We start from the raw sequence: 16,397 nt of genomic DNA on the forward strand, positions 1-16,397 counted from the left end.
TCGCTCTCGGCCATCCGAAATGATGCGAGGTGACATGCCGTTTGTAGCGTCGTCCGGGCCAGGAAACATTACAACCCTGCTTCGGGGGACTTCGGCCGTCGGGTCGGACGAGCCCGCTTACCACTGCCCGGTGGGGCGACGACTTGCGGATAGGTGGATTAGGCTGTCGTTTCGGCTTGGACAAGTGCCAACAAAGGCTGGAACAGCAGCGTGGAAATCCGAGTTGTCGGGGGCCTGTCGGTACGGCTCGAGAAGGGTGACCTCCCGCTCGGAACGCCCAAGCAGCAGTTGGTGTTGGCGTTACTCGCGGTGCGGGCCAACCAACTGGTCACGCTGGACGACCTGGTGGACGAGTTGTGGCCCGACGACCCGCCGCGGTCCGCGGTACCCAATGTCCGGACCTACGCGGCCAACCTGCGACGGGGCCTCGAATCCGGTGGTGACGGCCGGTTGCGCATCGTCCGCGAACCCGGTGGTTACCGCCTCCGCGCCGACGAAAGTCTGATCGACATGCATCGATCGATGTCGCGCTGGAGTCGCGCCCGTGACCTGATGCGTGCGGGAGAGCCGGCGCAGGTCGTCCCGTTGCTCGCCGACGTGGCCCGCGCGGGACCGACCCCGCTGCTCGCGGGCCTGGCGCTGGGCCCAGCGCTGACGGCGCATCGCGAGGCGACCGACCGGGAACGCCGGTCGGCGCTGGAGTTGCTGGCCGAGGCGTACCTCGTCCTGGGTCGCGCGGAGACGGCGGTGCCAGTCCTGCGTGACCACGTCTCGCGCGAGCCGCTACGCGAGCGGGGACACTGCCTCCTGATGCGCGCGCTCCTCGATCTCGGCGACGCGAGCGGCGCGCTCACCGTCTTCCACGCGGCCCGGGCCGTGCTGGTCGAGCAACTCGGTGTGCCACCCGGTGCCGAGCTGGAGCGACTTCGAGCGGCCGCCGTCAGCGCCCGGCGCGTCGCTCCGCCGGCGACCCACGCTCCGGCACGAAACTGGCTCCCCCGGACGGTCGCGGACTTCGTCGGCCGAGAGGAGATCGTCGATCGGCTGCTGCGCGACATCCGCGAGGACGAGAGGGGCGGGCCGACGGTACGGGTGATCGACGGTATGGCGGGCTGCGGCAAGACGACCCTCGCCCTGCACGTCGCCGCGCGACTGGCCGACCGGTTCCCCGACGGGCAACTCTTCCTCGACCTGCGAGGAAACGACGAGCGGGCGCCGATCGAAGCGGCCGACGCGCTGACCGTGCTGCTCCGACAACTGGGCGTGCCCGCGGGTCGGATCCCGAGCGATCGTGACGAGCGCGCCGAGCTGTGGCGGCACGAGCTGCGGCGGAGCCGCGTGGTCGTGGTGTTGGACAACGCGGCGAGCGGGCCGCAGATCCGTCCACTCCTGCCCACCGGCGCGGGAACGGTGCTCCTGGTGACCAGCCGGCGCCGGTTGTCCGTCAGCGACATCGGACCGGCCGTGTCGCTTCCCGTGCTGACCTCCGGTGAGGCGGTGGAACTGCTGGCGCACACCGCCGGCGAGGATCGGATTCGCGCGGAACCGGAGGCGGCGGTGGAGGTGGTGAGCCGCTGCGGCCAGCTACCACTGGCCGTCCGGCTGGCCGGCGGGTGGCTGGCCCATCGACCGGCGTGGCGGGTCGCCGACCTCGCCCGACGCCTGGGCACCGGGGGCACCGTGCTCCGCCGACTGGCGGTGGACCAGCAGACCGTCGCCAGCGCCTTCTCCGCCTCGTACGAGCAACTCGCCGATCCGGTCCGGAGACTGTTCCGGCTCGTCAGCATCCATCCGGGAGACTCTCTCGACGCGCGGATGGTCGCCGCTCTGGCCGACCTGCCCCTGGACCGTGCGGAACGGATGTTGGACGACCTCCTCGACCAGCATCTGATCGAGGAGATGGCCCCCGGGCGCTACCGGCTGCATGACCTCATGCGTCAGTACGCGGCCGAACTCTTCCATGAGTCGGCGGATCCAGGGGAGCGCCGGGAGGCAGGTGTCCGTCTGCTCGATCATGTACTCCATCAGGTGGTGGTCCGGGCAAGCGCGCTGGATCGGCAGGTACTCCGCTCACATCTCCGCCTCGACCCGCCACGCCGACCTGACCTGACGGCCGAGACCGACGCGCTGGACGTCGAGTGGCTTGAGCGGGAGCGGTCCAACCTCATCGCCCTGGTCGGATTCGCCGAGCAGGAAGGACATGCCGATCATGCCTGGCGGCTCGCGCGGGCCATATGGCGGTTCTGCTACGTGCGGGGATACTTCGACGACATCATCGTCATCCACCTCGCCGGTCTGAGCGCCGCAGAGCACGGCGGTGATCGGGCCGCCCAGGCGGTCATGCACAACTACCTCGCCTCCGCCTACACTCGTACGGGGAGCTACTTGGACTCGTTGCGACACCTCGAGACGGCCGTTTCCATCTCCCGGGAGCTCGACGACCGGGGCAACGAACACCGCTACCGGGCCAATCTCGTGGTCGTTTACTGGCTGACTGGTGATCCGGAGCGGTCGGTCGTCCTCGGCCAGCAGTTGCTCCGCGACGATTCGCGGTGCGACGTGGACCCCATTCTGTCCCTGCCGAACCTCGGCTACGCGTTAACTGCGGTCGGGTGTTACTCAGAGGCCCTCGAAACTCACCGGAAGCATCTGTTCCTGGCAAGATGCCAGGGCAGCGCGTACCACATGTCGAGCGCCCTCGGTCACATCGCCTCTGTGGAGAACCACCTCGGCCATCACCTGAAGGCGATTCGCCTGATCTTCGCCGCGATCCGGCTACGGGACCGGACAGGGCATCGGTTCGGCGAGGCGGAGGTGCGCAACGACCTCGGCATCGCGTACCGGCATCTGAGTCGGTTTGGCGAAGCACGTACGCAGCACGAACTGGCACTCGACCTGTCGCGGGACTCGGGCGAGCGGCACGTCCAGGCGGCGGCGCTCAACGACCTCGGGCTGACCTTGACGGCCGCCGGTCAGGTCGAGGAGGCGATGGGGGCGCACCAACGGGCCCTGGCCCTCGCCACCCGTATCGCTCACCCCTACGAGCAGGCCCGGGCGTTGACCGCGATGGCCGAACATCTCGCCGGAACCAGCGTCGAGCAGGCGGAGCGGTTTCGGCGGCGAGCCCTGGCGATCTTCGAGCGAATGGGTGCCCCCGAACGTCACCAACTTCGCCATCGCCCCTGAAACCGGTTTATCGATTTCTTATCGCGTCAGCGGTTAGCGTCTCGTCGTCGGCCAACGGGGGAGGATCCGCCGCGCGGGCGGATCGGGCCGCAGAGCCCCCACTGTCGAGCCTCCCCAGCGACTCGACGGTGGGCAGGTGCGGGAGGGACGTCGTGCAGATCGGCACCCGGCACGATGTCCCTCCCCACCGACGGCACGGGCCGCGCGCCGTCGTACCCGGCGGATAGGGTCGGGCGGTGACCGAACCCGCGCAGCTCACCCACGTCGATCAGGCCGGCGCCGCCCGGATGGTCGACGTCTCCGCCAAGCCGGTCTCCGGCCGGCTCGCGGTCGCCGCCGGCCGGCTCCGCACCACCGCCGAGGTGATGGAGTTGCTGCGCCGCGACGGCCTGCCCAAGGGCGACGCGCTCGCGGTCGGGCGGCTCGCCGGCATCATGGGTGCCAAGCGCACCCCAGACCTGATCCCGCTCTGCCACCCGATCGCCCTGCACGGCGTGGCCGTCGACCTGCACCTCACCGCCGACACCGTGGAGATCACCGCCACCGCGCGGACGGCCGACCGCACCGGGGTGGAGATGGAGGCGCTGACCGCGGTGGCCGTCGCCGGGCTCGCCCTGGTCGACATGGTGAAGGCCGTCGACCCGGCCGCCTCGGTGGACGCCGTCCGGGTGCTGCGCAAGTCCGGCGGCAAGACCGGCGAGTGGGTCCGGCCGGAGGACCGGCCGTGATCCGGGCCCGGGTGATCGTGGCCTCCAACCGGGCCGCCGCCGGGGTCTACGAGGACACAAGCGGTCCGCTGCTCGTCGCCGGCCTGCGGGAGTTGGGCTGCACGGTCGACCCGCCGGTGGTGGTGCCCGACGGCGACCCGGTCGGCGAGGCCCTGCGCGCCGCCCGCGACGAGGGCGTCGACGTGGTGCTGACAAGCGGTGGCACCGGCATCACGCCGACCGACCGCACCCCCGAGGTGACGGGCGCGCTGCTCGACTACGAGATCCCCGGCATCGCCGAGGCGATCCGCGCGCACAGCCGCGAGGCGGTGCCCACCGCCGCGCTGTCCCGGGGCCTGGCCGGGGTCGCCGGTCGGACGCTCGTGGTCAACCTGCCCGGTTCGCGCGGCGGCGCGCGGGACGGGCTGGCCGTGCTCGGGCCGATCCTGCGGCACACGGTCGACCAGCTCCACGGCGGCGACCACTGAGCCCGCGGGCCGGGTGCGCCGGCGTTAGGCTCGCCGGATGAGCACGGAAACCGAAGCCGCCGCGGCCGACGTGGGGACACCCCCGCCGGCCGGGTGGGAGGAGGCCCGCTCCCGGGTGTACGCGGTGGGTCTCTCCGCCGCGCTCCCCGCGGTCGCCCGGCCGCTTGCCGACACCGACGGGCACACCCTGGCCGAGCCGCTTACCACGCGGACCGACCTGCCGGCGTTCCCCACCTCAAGCGTGGACGGCTGGGCGGTGCGCGGGGCGGGGCCGTGGCAGGTGGTCGGCCGGGTGCTCGCCGGGCACACCACGCCCCCGTTGGCGGCGGACGGCACCACCGTGGAGATCGCCACCGGCGCGATGGTTCCCGCCGGCACGACCGCGATCCTGCGGATCGAGGAGTCGACCCGGGCGGCGGACGGCCGGGTGGCCGGCATGCCCCGGCCGCAGCCGGAGTGGCGCGAGCCGGGCGAGGAGGCACGCCTCGGCGAGGAGCTGCTGCCCGCCGGCACGCCCGTGGACCCGGCGGTGATTGGCCTGGCCGCCTCCTGCGGGCACGACACGCTGCGGGTGCGCCGCGCGCCGCGGGCCGCGCTGCTGGTCTTCGGCGACGAGCTGCTCACGTCGGGTCCGCCGGGGGCCGGCCGGGTGCGCGACGCGCTCGGCCCCTCGGTGCCTGCCTGGCTGCGCCGCTACGGCTGCCAGGTGCGGGGCGGCGACGTGGTCGGGCCGGTCGCCGACACCCTGCCCGCGCACGTCGCGGCGCTGCGTGGCGCGCTCGCCAACGCCGACCTGGTCTGCACCACCGGCGGCACCATGCACGGGCCGGTCGATCACCTGCATCCGGCGCTGGAGGCGCTGGGCGCCGACTACGTGGTCAACACCGTGGCGGTGCGCCCCGGCTTCCCGATGCTGCTCGCCCGGCTGGCCGACAACGACGGCCGGGTGCGCTTCGTGGCCGGCCTGCCGGGTAACCCACAGTCCGCGGTGGTGGCCCTGGTCTCGCTCGTCGCTCCCCTGCTCGCCGGTCTCACCGGGCGTGCGATGCCGGTGTTGCCGCAGGTCACCCTGGCCGAGCCGGTCGCCGGGCGGGGGGATCAGGCCCACCTCGCCCTGGTTCGCTGGGACCGGATCGCCGACACCGCGCACCCGGTGCGGCACGTCGGTTCGGCGATGCTGCGTGGGCTGGCCGGCGCGGACGGCTTCGCGGTGATCCGGCCCGGCACCAGCGGTGCGGCAGGTGACCGGGTGCCGCTCGTACCCCTGCCGCTGACCTCGGGAGAGCGCCCATGACGACCGAGACGCGCGTGGTGCTGGGTGCGGTCACCGACCGGCCGCTCGACCTGGCCGCGCACGAGGCGGCGGTCGCCGACCGCCGGGCCGGTGCGGTGGTCTCCTTCCAGGGCGTGGTCCGCGACCACGACCACGGGCGGGGAGTCGTCCGGCTGGAATACGAGGGCCACCCCACCGCCGAGGCGGTGCTGCGCGAGGTGGCGGCCGAGATCGCCACCGACCCGGCGGTCCACGCGGTGGCGGTGTCGCACCGGATCGGCCCGCTGGAGATCGGCGACGTGGCGCTTGTCGCGGCGGTCAGCACCGCGCACCGGGCGGCGGCGTTCGCGGCGTGCGCCCGGCTGGTCGACGAGGTCAAGGCGCGACTGCCGATCTGGAAGCGGCAGGTTTTCGACGACGGCACCGAGGAGTGGGTGAACTGCCCCTGAGCCGGGCGGGTCAGCGCCGGGCGGTGAGCTGGGCGGCGCGGCCCAGCCGGTCGGGGTAGAACGCCGGTTCCGCGCCGGGCCGCCAGGGCAGCGCCGCGACCAGCACGATCAGCGCGATCGCCAGGGAGTTCTCCATCAGCGCGCCGAACAGGCCGTCCTGGTAGTGGGACACCTCGGGGAGTTGGTGCTCGTACGGCCAGATCGGCGAGATCAGGAAGAGCAGATAGAGCCCGAGCGCGCCGGCCGCGTGCCGGAGACCGGTGAGCGTCGGATACCAGATCGGCGGGCGCAACGTGGGTACGCCGTTGGTCGAGGGCAGCCCGCTGCCGCGCAGGGGCAGGCCGCGGCTGGCTTCGCGTCGGCGTACCGCGGCGTCGGCCAGCACGATGATCGCCGGGATGACCCAGACCAGGTGGTGCGACCAGGAGATCGGGCTGATCACATTGGCGGTGAGCCCGACAAGCGTGAACGCGGTCAGCTCGTCACCGTCGGTGCGGGCGCTTATCGCCCGGGACAGGCCCAGCGCCAGCACCAGCACCGAGAAGGCGAGCCAGAGCAGCCCGGGCGTCTCGATCGAGTCGTAGAGCCGCGCCAGCAGGCCGGCGAGGGACTGGTTGGCGGTCATGTCGGCGGCCCCGACCCGCTCGGTCTGCCACAGCACGCTCGTGAAGTAGGTGCGGGACTCCTCGCCGATCGCACCGAACGTCGCGAGGGTCACCCCGATCGTGGTGGCGACCGCGATCCACGCGGCCCGCCACTGCCGGGTGAGCAGCAGGTAGCCCACGAACAACGCCGGGGTGAGCTTGATGGCGGTGGCGAGCCCGATGCCGACCCCGGCCCAGGCGCCGCTGTAGACGAAGCGGGCCAGCGGCGTCTCGGCGCTCTCGTGATGGGTGCCCCGCCTGGCCCGCCAGCGCAGACCCACCAGGTCCGCCATGATCAGCGCGAAGAGCAGCAGGTTGACCTGACCGTAGCCGAGCGTCTCCCGGGACGGCTCGATGGCCACGGCGAGCGGGGTGGCGATGCCGACGGTGAACCAGAGCGACCAGCCGAGCCGGTCCACGATCGGGCGCAGCAACGCCGCCAGCACGACCGCGAGCGCGCCGATGCTTGCAAGCGCGTTGACGGAACCGGCGAGGTCCACCGGTAGCCAGGACATCGGCAGCATGACCAGGGCGGCGAAGGGTGGATAGGTGAAACCGAGCGTCGTCGAGGGTGCGACGAAGTCGTACAGCTCGTTGCCGCCCGCCCACCACAGCACCGCGCCGTGATAGATCTTCATGTCGAAGAAGTTGTACGGCCGGCCGAAGGCGCCGATGGCGAGCCACGCCGCGTACGACACCGCGGCCACGACGCCGATACGAACGGCGATCCGCTGGTCGACCCCGAGGACGACGCGGGGGGTCGGGGTGAGGCGGTTGGTCCGTCTACCGACTGTCGTCGGCATGGCGTGGCCACCCCCGTACCAAGGTCGTCGTGCCCGTCCAGGTCCAGAACGGAGCCTAGAACGGTGCCTCACGATGCTGCCTCCCGCGTTACACGACCGTGTCCGATCCCACACGTGTTTGCGACATTTCAACCGTGTTAACGGGTGTCGGACGGTTCAGGTGATTGGTGGCCTTGCGGGGGGTGGGTGTCGTGCTGGTGGACGTCAGCCGGGCATCCGGCGGGCGGTCGCCGCGGAGCGTACGGCGATTCTCGCCTCCCGGCGGGCGGTGCGGACCGCACGCTTGACCGACCGGCGCGAGTGGTGGATCCGGTGGCCGGCGCGCCAGCGCAGCCCCGGCTTGCCCTCGGTGTCCGCGGCGGCGAGGAGGAGACCACCGAGCAGGCCGAGGTTCTTGAGGAAGTGGATCTGGTTGTTGTTGCGGGCGGCCGGGTCGTCGTTGTTCCAGAAGGGATGACCGGCGGCCGTCGTCGGCAGCAGCGTGCCGGCGAGGACGAGCGCGGCCGGGCGGCTGAACCGGCCGGTGGCAAGCATCAGCCCGCCGACCAGTTGGGTGGCGGCGTTGGCCCGGATCAGCGTCTCGGTGTCGGTGGGGATGCGCGGATGCAGGCTCTGGATCAGCGGGGTGACCCGGTCGGTGACCGGCTTCGCGGCGGGCACCAGCCGTTCCGGGTTGCGCAGGTTGCGGGCGCCGCTGACCACGAAGATGCCGCTCAACATGACTCGGGCGAGGGAGCGCACGGGCTTCATGCCTCAGTCTTACCCCTTCGCGGGCCCGGTCACCCCTGCAACACACGAAAGGTATCGACGTCTGTCCGGTATCGATTTCAGCGACCGTCGCGGATGGACCGGCCGCGTTCGGTAAGGTCGCGCGGGTGACGACGCTGCGACTGCGCCCCGAGGAGCCGGCGGACGAAGCGCCGGTGGCCCGGGTGCTCGCCGCCGCGTTCGCCCGCCCCGACGTGCCCACCCCGCCGGAGGTCGGCCTGGTCGAGGAGTTGCGGCACAGCGCCGCGTGGATCCCGGAGCTGGCCATGGTCGCCGAGTACGGCGGCGAGGTGGTGGGCTTCGCGCTGCTCACCCGCGTCCGGGTACGCACCGACGGCGGCACCTGGCCGGCGTTGGCACTCGGGCCGGTGGCGGTGGCCCGGCACCGGCAGCGCGTCGGGCACGGCACGGCGGTGGTGCAGGCGGCGCTTGATGCCGCCACCGAGCTGGGCGAGCGGCTGGTGGTGGTGCTTGGCGACCCGGCGTACTACCGGCGGTTCGGCTTCGGCCCGGCGGACCGGTTGGGGCTGAGCAGCCCCTGGTCCGGGCTGGGGGAGCCGTGGCAGGCGCTGGTGCTGCCGCCGTCCACCGCCGAGGAGCCGCCACCCCCGGCCGGCGAGGTGGTCTTCCCACCTCCCTGGTCGCGGGTCTGATCCTCGGCCCGTCAGGCTGGCTGGGTGCGCAGGTAGCGGCCGAAGTGCGGGACGGTGAACGCGACGGTCCCCCGCTCGCCGGAATAGATCAGGCCCTTCTTGATAAGCGCGTCCCGGGCCGGGGAGAGACTGGCCGGCTTGCGGCCGAGCGCGCGGGCGATCTCCGCGGTGGGCACCGCGGCGTCCATGTCGTCCCGCGCGCCCTCCTCGCCGTCCACAAGCGCCAACGTGGCCATGGCCCGCATGTATTCGCGTTCGGCCGGGGTGGCCCGCTCGAACCGGGAGCCGAAGAAACCCACCGCCAGCTCCGCCTCCGCCTCCGGCGCGGCGACCCGGACGTCCGCCGCGGTGATCGGCGAGCGGGGGGCGTGGTCCCAGGTCGCCTTCCCGTACGCCTGGACGAAGTAGGGATAACCGCCGGACTTCTCATAGAGCAGGTCGAGGGCCTTCTGCTCGTACTCGACCTCCTCCCGCTCGGCCGGCGCGCAGAGCGCCTGGTCGGCGGCGATCCGGTCCAGCCGGTCGATTCGCTGGTAGCGGTAGAGTCGTTCGGAGTACGACTTGGCGGCGCTGAGCACGGCCGGCAGGTGCGGCAGGCCGGCGCCCACCACGATGAGCGGCGCGCCGAGTTGGGACAGCTCGTGGCAGGCGGCGCAGAGCGCGGAGACGTCCTCGGCGCCGACGTCCTGCATCTCGTCGATGAAGATCGCGATGCCGGTGCCCACGTCGGTGGCGACCGCCGCCGCGTCGCTGAGCAGCTCCACCAGGTCGATCTCGATGTCGCCGGAGTCGGCCCGGCCGCTGGTGGCCGGCACGTCGATGCCGGGCTGCCACCTGTCGCGCAGCTTCGGCGCCGCGCCGCCCCGGCCGGTCGGCGCGGAGCGCTGCGCGAACGCCTTGAGCACGCCCAGGAAGGCGTCGATCCGATCCGGCGCGCGGTGGCGCGGGGCCAGCTCCCGGACTGCCATGTGCAGCGCGGCGGCGATCGGCCGGCGCAGGGACTGGTCCGGCCGGGCCTCGATCTTGCCGGTGCCCCAGAGGTGGTTGATCGCCTCCGAGCGCAGCGTGTTGAGCAGCACCGTCTTACCCACGCCGCGCAGACCGGTGAGCATCAGGCTGCGTTCCGGGCGGCCCCGGGCGATGCGCTCCAGCACCACGTCGAACACGTCCAGCTCCCGCCCCCGCCCGGCGAGTTCGGGCGGGCGCTGGCCGGCGCCCGGGGCGTACGGGTTGCGGACGGGATCCACGAATCGCACAGTATCGGGTTGTCTAGCGGACAGGCTAGACGTGCGTAGAGGTGGCTACCGCGTGTCGGCCTCGACCGGAAACTAGGTCTGTCTAGCGCTAATGCTAGACAGCCCTAGTTTTACCTACCGGCTCGAATCTCAGCGGCGCTTCAGGCAGAGCACGAAGTCGAGCGTGTCCAGCTCGCTGTCGAAGAAGTACCAGTCCGTGTAGCCGGTCACCTTGCCGCACTTCGCCTCGGCGTCCTTCTTGCCGCTCGTCGCGCCGTCCACGCGGCGTAGCACCTCGTACGTCTTCGGGGCGCAGTCGGCGATCACCAGCTTCGGCTGGCCACCGCCGCCCTCGTTGGCCACGCACTGACCCGCCTTGACGAAGCGCGGGTCGGACGACGAGGCCGGGGCCGCCGACGAGGGCGTCACATCCGCCGCGTCGCTCGGCGCCGCCGCCGTGGGATCCGCCGCGTCCGGATCCGCCGCCGGCGCGGTGGCGGCAGTCGTACCGGACGTCGGGCTCTCCTCGTCCCGGCCGAGCAGCCAGTACGCCCCGGCGCCGCCCAGCAGCACCGCCAGCACGATCACCACAAGCAGCAGCGGGCCCTTACCCCGCCGGGGCGGCGTCGGCTCGTCGTACGGCGACTGCGGCCCGGCCATGTACGGCGGTTCCCCGATGTACGGCGGTTGTCCACCGGCGTACGGGGGCTGCCCTCCGGCGTACGGCGGCTGCTCTGTGTACGGGGGCTGGCCGGCGTACCCGGGGTCGGCCGGGTAGCCCTGATGGGGGGCGGCGGACGGCGGCGGGCCGGCGGGCCACCCCGGCGTCGGCTCGTAACGCTGCTGCCCGTACTGCGAAGGCGGGCCGCCGTACGGCTCGGCGCCGAACTGCTCGGTGGGCGGCGCGTACTGCTGGCCGCCGGGCACCGGGCCGCGATGGGGGTCGGGAGCATAGCCGTCGCCGGGGCGTCGTCCACCCCACGGCTCGGATGCGCCGCTGCCCGGTGGTCCGAAGTTCGACATGAACGCCTCCTGCGTACGCCAATGCTGAGAGGCCGGCCACCAAGGGGCAACGCCGACGCCCTGGCCACCGTAGCGTGGTCCACCGATGACCTCACGCCCCGCAAGTGCGACGGACGCCGCCGGCACCTCGACGCCGCCGGCCCCCGCCGCCCTGATCTGGACCGCCCTGGCCCTGGTCTACCTGCTCTGGGGCTCGACCTACCTGGGCATCCGGATCGCGGTCGAGTCTCTGCCGCCGCTCACCTCCGCCGCGATGCGGTTCGCCGCCGCGGCCGTCGTGCTCGCGCTTGTGCTGCGGCTGCGGCGCGGGCCGGGAGCGCTCCGCGTGCCGGCGCGCCGCGTCGGCTCCGCCGCGCTGATCGGCGTGCTGCTCCTTGCCGGGGGCAACGGGATGGTGGTGCTCGCCGAATCGGGGCCGCCCGGCCGCGCGGTGCCCTCCGGCGTCGCCGCGCTGCTGGTCGCCACCGTGCCACTCCTGGTGGTGGTCCTCCGTACGGCCGGCGGCGACCGGCCCCGCCCGTGGACCTTCGCCGGCGTGGCGCTCGGCTTCGCCGGCCTCGTCCTGCTGGTGCTGCCCCGTGACGGTGTGGACGGGGTGCCGTTGGCCGGTGCGCTGATCGTGGTCGCAGCCGCGGCGAGCTGGTCGGTCGGCTCATACCTGTCCGGGCGGATCCGGATGCCCGCCGACCCGTTCGTGGCGACGGTCTACGAGATGGCGGCCGGCGCGCTGGCGCTCGCGGCGCTCGCGGCCCTCCGTGGCGAGCTGCGCGACTTCACCCCCGCCGAGGTGACCGGGCGGTCCTGGGCGGCGCTCGCCTACCTGACGGTGGCCGGTTCGCTTGTCGCCTTCACCGCGTACGTCTGGTTGCTCGCCCACGCGCCGATCTCCCTCGTCTCCACGTACGCGTACGTGAACCCGGCGGTCGCGGTGGCGCTCGGCGCGTTGTTCGTCGCCGAGCCGGTCACCGCGCAGGTGCTGCTCGGCGGCGTGGTGATCGTGGCCGGCGTGGCAGTGGTGGTCAGCACCGAGCGCCCGCGCCGGGCCTCGCCGGCAGCCGGAAACGGGACGGCCCTGTCGTCGGACGGGGGGTAGCGTCCCGAGCCGTGTCGACGGCGTGGGTGGCGGGGGCGGCGCTGCTCGGCGCGCTTGCCGGCCTGGTCGCGGTGCCGCTCGGCCGCCACGTCGTCGACGTCGGGTGCGTGCCGCCGCGCCGGGTCAGCGTGACGGTGACCGGAGCCGTGGTGTTCGGTGGGCTGGCCGCCACGCACGGCGCCGAACCCGCGCTGCCGGTGCTCCTGCTGATCGCGGCGGCCGGCCTGGTTCTCGCGGTGACCGACCTGATGGCGCTGCGCCTGCCCGATCCGCTTGTCGGCGCGGTGGCGCTCGGCGGCGGGCTCGGCCTGGCCGGGACGGCGGCGGTCACCGGCGAGCCGGGCCGCGCGGTTACCGCCCTGGCCGGCGCCGGCCTGTCCCTGTGCGGATACGTGCTGCTCGCGTTGCTGCCGCGCGCCCGGCTCGGTTTCGGCGACGTGAAGCTCGCCACCGCCCTCGGGCTTCCGCTGGGCTGGCTCGGCTGGCCGACACTCCGACTGGGCCTGCTTCTCCCGCACGTGCTCGCCGGGGTGGCGGTGTTCGCGCTGCTCGCCGCCGGCCGGGTACGCCGGGACACCCCGCTGCCGTTCGGACCGGCGATCCTCGCCGGTGCGTGGCTCGCCGCCGTGCTCACCTGAGCATGCGGTTGTTAATAAGGGGCCCCTCCTATACCGGAGGCGTTAACCGGGGCCCCCGCCTTTCACATCAGGCGGAGCTGGTGGTTCTTGCGGCGGCGCGGTTCGGCTGTGCCCAGGCGGTCGAAGAGGGCCGGGTCGATCACGGTGAGGAACGGGGTCGGGTGGACTTCCCGCTCCGCGCCGTGCCGGGTGCGACGGGCGGCGTGGCTGAGATAGAGCCGGTCCTGCGCCCGGGTCAGCCCGACGAAGAAGAGCCGGCGCTCCTCGGCCACCGCGTCCTCGTCCGGCTCGCTTCCCGGCCAGCGCAGCGGCAGCAGGCCGTCCTCGGCCCCGATGAGGAACACCACCGGGAACTCCAGGCCCTTGGCCGCGTGCAGCGTGAGCAGCGTGACCGCCTCGGCGCGCGGGTCGAGCGCGTCCACCTCCGCGCCTGTCGCGAGCTGGTTGAGGAACAGTTCGAGGTCGTCGTCGCAGCGCCGGGCCAGCGGGGTGAGCAGGTCCACGGCCGTGCGGACGTCCTCGGGGCGTACTGCGCCGGAGCCGTCGAGTGTCGGCACGGCGAAGCGCTCGGCCACCACCCGACCGGCTTCGCGTACCCGGGAGGCAAGTGATCCGTCGAGCCCGGCGTGGCGCAGCTCCCGGGCGATGGCGGCGACACCCGGACGGTCACGCAGCCGGTCGTGCGAGCGCTTCTGCACCGGAATGTTCGCCCGGGCCAGCGCGTCCACGATCGGCGCGGCCTGCGAGTCGGTGCGGTAGAGCACGGCGATGTCGGAGAAGGACAGCGACGTGGCCCGCCCGTCGATCCGGCCCGTGTCCAGGGACCTGTGGGACAGGCCGCCGACCAGCTCGTCGACGGTGCGCACCACGAAGTCGGCCTCGTCGGACACCGAGGTCGCCGCGTACCGGCCGACAAGCGGTGCCTCCGGGTCGAGCCGGGCCGGGTCGAGGCGGCGGCCCCGGACCAGCGACGACGGCGCGATCGCCTGCACCGCGGCGGCCAGGATCGGCGCCGAGGAGCGGTAGTTGCGGTTCAACCGGACCAGCCGGGCGTCGGTGAAGTCCTGCGAGAAGCGCAGGAAATAGCCGACGTCCGCGCCCCGGAACGAGTAGATCGCCTGGTCCGGGTCGCCGATCGCGCACAGGTTGCCGTCGGCCGGGCTGAGCAGTCGCAGCAGCTCGTACTGGACCGCGTCGACGTCCTGGTATTCGTCGACGAAGATCCACTTCCACCGCTCGCGGTATTCCCGGACCAGTTTCCGGTCACCGTTGAGCAGCGCCACCGGCAGGGTGAGCAGCTCGTCCAGGTCGACCAGATCCTTCTTGCGCAGCAGCGCCACGTACCGCTGGTCGTCGTCGCCGGCTTCGGCGCGGGCCGCGGTCCGGTCGGCGTCGTCGGCGATCCGGAAGCCCGCCGGCAGCCCGGCGGCAGCCGCGTTCTCCCGCAGGATGGTCAGGCCCAGCGCGTGGAACGTGCCGACCGTGACGTCCTCGGCGACCGGCCCGAGCAGCCCGTCCAGGCGGTGCCGCAGCTCCTCGGCCGCCCGGCGGGTGAACGTGATCGCCAGGCACTGGTCCGGGAAGACGTTCAACTCCGCGCAGAGGTAGGCGATCCGGTGCGTGAGCGTCCGGGTCTTGCCGGTGCCCGGGCCGGCCACGATGAGCAGCGGACCACCGGGCGCGGAGGCGGCCACCCGCTGCATCGCGTCCAGCCGGTCCAGCAGGCCGGTGCCGACCTCCTCCATGCCGGCGAGCATCGGCTCGAACGGTTCGTGCGGGGAGGGCTGCGGCGCGAGCGGCGGCGCCGGCGGTGTGCGGGTCGGCTCGGGGCGGGCCGCCGCCGGGCGCTTGGCCTTCGGTTTCGGTGCCGGCTCCGCGGGCCGCCGCTGCGCGGGCACGGGTACGTCGAACAGCGCGTCCTGCCCACGCCCGGCCCCCGGGGCGCCCAGTTCCGCCGGATCGAAGAGCGTGATCACCCCGTACTCGCCGTCGTAACCCGGCACCCGACGCACCTCGCCGCGGCGCAGCCGGCCGATGCCCTCCGCGAGCAGCTCGCCGCCGACCCGCCCGATCTCCTCCACCGGGGTACGGGTCAGAATCTCCAACTCCGGGCCGAGCGCCGCGACCAGCTCGTTGAGCTTGCCCTCGACCTTCTTCGACCGCGCGCCCACCCGGTTGAGCTCACCCAGGATCTCGGCCAGCGGCACCAGGTGGGCCACCTCCGGGGCGTGCGGCGGCCGGTGCCCCGCCGGCCGGTCGGCCAGCTCCTCGATCCGGCTGAGCACACCCACGGTCAGCGGCTTGCCGCACTCCGGGCAGCGCCCGCCCGCCTCCCGGGTCCGCTCCGGCGACCAGTTCACCCCGCAGAGCCGGTGCCCGTCGGCGTGGTACTTGCCCTCCTCGGGGAAGAACTCGACCGTGCCGGCCAGCCCGTCGCCGGTGCGCAGCGCCTCGCGGATCGCGAAGTAGTCGCGGTTCGCGGTGAGCACCGTCGCCTCCCGGGCCAGCGCCGGCGGCGAGTGGGCGTCCGAGTTGGACACCAGCCGGTACCCGTCCAGGCTGCCGACCCGCCAGTTCATCTCCGGGTCGGAGGAGAGCCCGGTCTCCACGGCGAAGATGTGCTCCGCCAGGTCGGCGTAGCAGTCGGCGATCGCGTCGAAGCCCGACTTCGAGCCGAGCGCGGAGAACCAGGGCGTCCAGATGTGCGCCGGCACCAGGAAACCGTCGGAACTGGCCTCCAGGGTGATCTCCAGCAGGTCGCGGGAGTCCAGCCCGAGGATCGGCCGGCCGTCCGACCCGAGGTTGCCGATCCGGCCCAGCGCGGCGTTGAACCGGCCCACCGCGTCCAGGTCGGGCAGGTAGATCAGGTGGTGCACCTTCCGGGTCCGGTCGTCCCGCTTGTAGATGGTGGAGATCTCCACGCTCAACATGAACCGGACCGGGTCCGCCTCGGCCGCACTGGCCAGCCGGGGCGGCAACCGCCGGGCGATGTCCCGTTCCGCCTCCGGCGCGAGCCGGTAGAGGCCGGGCTCGGCCGGGTGCAACGTCTCGCGCAGGTGGTCGTACCAGGCGGGATGGGTGAAGTCGCCGGTGCCGAGCACCCCGATGCCCTTGCGTCGGGCCCACCAGCCGAGGTTCGGCAGGGTCAGGTCGCGGCTGCACGCGCGGGAGTATTTCGAGTGGATGTGCAGATCCGCGACGTAGGGCGGGGGGCCACCGGGGGGTGCGGCGCTGAACGGAGGCACGCCGCATCCTGTCATGTCCGGTTGCCTACCCGCCCGCCGCCACGCGTACGCGTGACCTGAGCAATGCGATGTGGACTCGAAGGCCCGGCCGCGCTAGGGCCTGTGTCGAAGTCGGTCACAGCCATTCGTTGATGGCGGCGATGTGCACGGTGGCCTCGTAGCGCACGGCGAGTTTGTCGAAGCGGGTGGCCA

The 16,397-nt window shown here is 72.9% G+C and carries 13 protein-coding genes; 8 read left to right on the forward strand and 5 right to left on the reverse strand.

The genetic code is table 11. The features are described 5' to 3' along the window. Window positions 1-210 precede the first annotated feature (210 nt). The 5 genes from SM450_RS08000 to SM450_RS08020 all read left to right on the forward strand — a co-directional run bounded on the left by SM450_RS08000 (window position 211) and on the right by SM450_RS08020 (window position 6,103). The gene (locus SM450_RS08000; RefSeq protein WP_474618997.1) at window positions 211-3,186 is read left to right on the forward strand and encodes an AfsR/SARP family transcriptional regulator; all 2,976 of its coding nucleotides are present in this window, start codon (window positions 211-213) and stop codon (window positions 3,184-3,186) included. Window positions 3,187-3,422: 236 nt separating this feature from the next. Next, window positions 3,423-3,914 carry a cyclic pyranopterin monophosphate synthase MoaC gene (gene moaC / locus SM450_RS08005; protein ID WP_474618998.1) on the forward strand — a complete coding sequence of 164 codons (492 nt, stop codon included), beginning with the start codon at window positions 3,423-3,425 and terminating at the stop codon, window positions 3,912-3,914. Then, entirely contained in the window at window positions 3,911-4,381 is a 471-nt protein-coding gene (locus SM450_RS08010; protein WP_474618999.1) for a MogA/MoaB family molybdenum cofactor biosynthesis protein, read from the forward strand. Before moaC ends, SM450_RS08010 begins: the two co-directional genes overlap by 4 nt. Before the next feature lie 37 nt (window positions 4,382-4,418). Next, complete coding sequence (locus tag SM450_RS08015) at window positions 4,419-5,675, forward strand: molybdopterin molybdotransferase MoeA (RefSeq protein WP_474619000.1); 1,257 nt, start codon at window positions 4,419-4,421, stop codon at window positions 5,673-5,675. Next, window positions 5,672-6,103, forward strand: coding sequence for a molybdenum cofactor biosynthesis protein MoaE (locus SM450_RS08020; protein ID WP_474619001.1), 432 nt, complete (start codon window positions 5,672-5,674; stop codon window positions 6,101-6,103). Before SM450_RS08015 ends, SM450_RS08020 begins: the two co-directional genes overlap by 4 nt. A gap of 10 nt (window positions 6,104-6,113) precedes the next feature. On the opposite strand, the gene SM450_RS08025 is transcribed toward SM450_RS08020, so the two are convergent. Next, a complete protein-coding gene (locus SM450_RS08025; protein WP_474619002.1) occupies window positions 6,114-7,550 on the reverse strand; it encodes a glycosyltransferase 87 family protein in 1,437 nt (478 codons plus the stop codon). A gap of 204 nt (window positions 7,551-7,754) precedes the next feature. Beyond that, window positions 7,755-8,300 carry a DoxX family protein gene (locus SM450_RS08030; RefSeq protein WP_474619003.1) on the reverse strand — a complete coding sequence of 182 codons (546 nt, stop codon included), beginning with the start codon at window positions 8,298-8,300 and terminating at the stop codon, window positions 7,755-7,757. Between the two features lie 125 nt (window positions 8,301-8,425). Between SM450_RS08030 and SM450_RS08035 the strand changes: the two genes are divergently transcribed. Continuing rightward, on the forward strand, window positions 8,426-8,971 hold the full coding sequence (locus tag SM450_RS08035) for a GNAT family N-acetyltransferase (RefSeq protein ID WP_474619004.1): 546 nt from the start codon (window positions 8,426-8,428) through the stop codon (window positions 8,969-8,971). Between the two features lie 11 nt (window positions 8,972-8,982). Here the strand turns inward: SM450_RS08035 and SM450_RS08040 are convergent, their stop codons facing one another. Both SM450_RS08040 and SM450_RS08045 read right to left on the reverse strand, forming a co-directional pair. After that, the gene (locus SM450_RS08040) at window positions 8,983-10,218 is read right to left on the reverse strand and encodes an AAA family ATPase (RefSeq protein WP_474619005.1); all 1,236 of its coding nucleotides are present in this window, start codon (window positions 10,216-10,218) and stop codon (window positions 8,983-8,985) included. A gap of 138 nt (window positions 10,219-10,356) precedes the next feature. Then, the gene (locus SM450_RS08045; protein WP_474619006.1) at window positions 10,357-11,229 is read right to left on the reverse strand and encodes an LppU/SCO3897 family protein; all 873 of its coding nucleotides are present in this window, start codon (window positions 11,227-11,229) and stop codon (window positions 10,357-10,359) included. 85 nt (window positions 11,230-11,314) lie between these two features. Between SM450_RS08045 and SM450_RS08050 the strand changes: the two genes are divergently transcribed. Together SM450_RS08050 and SM450_RS08055 are read left to right on the forward strand one after the other, a co-directional pair. Then, window positions 11,315-12,322, forward strand: a complete 1,008-nt coding sequence (locus SM450_RS08050) for an EamA family transporter (RefSeq protein WP_474619007.1) — start codon at window positions 11,315-11,317, stop codon at window positions 12,320-12,322. Between the two features lie 11 nt (window positions 12,323-12,333). Continuing rightward, window positions 12,334-12,960, forward strand: coding sequence for a prepilin peptidase (locus SM450_RS08055; RefSeq protein ID WP_474619008.1), 627 nt, complete (start codon window positions 12,334-12,336; stop codon window positions 12,958-12,960). A 62-nt stretch (window positions 12,961-13,022) separates the two neighbouring features. Here SM450_RS08055 and SM450_RS08060 read toward each other — a convergent pair whose 3' ends face one another. Further along, window positions 13,023-16,205: a UvrD-helicase domain-containing protein gene (locus tag SM450_RS08060; protein ID WP_474619009.1), complete on the reverse strand. Its 3,183-nt coding sequence runs from the start codon at window positions 16,203-16,205 to the stop codon at window positions 13,023-13,025. Between the last annotated feature and the right edge of the window lie 192 nt (window positions 16,206-16,397).

Source organism: Micromonospora marincola (genome assembly GCF_056150385.1).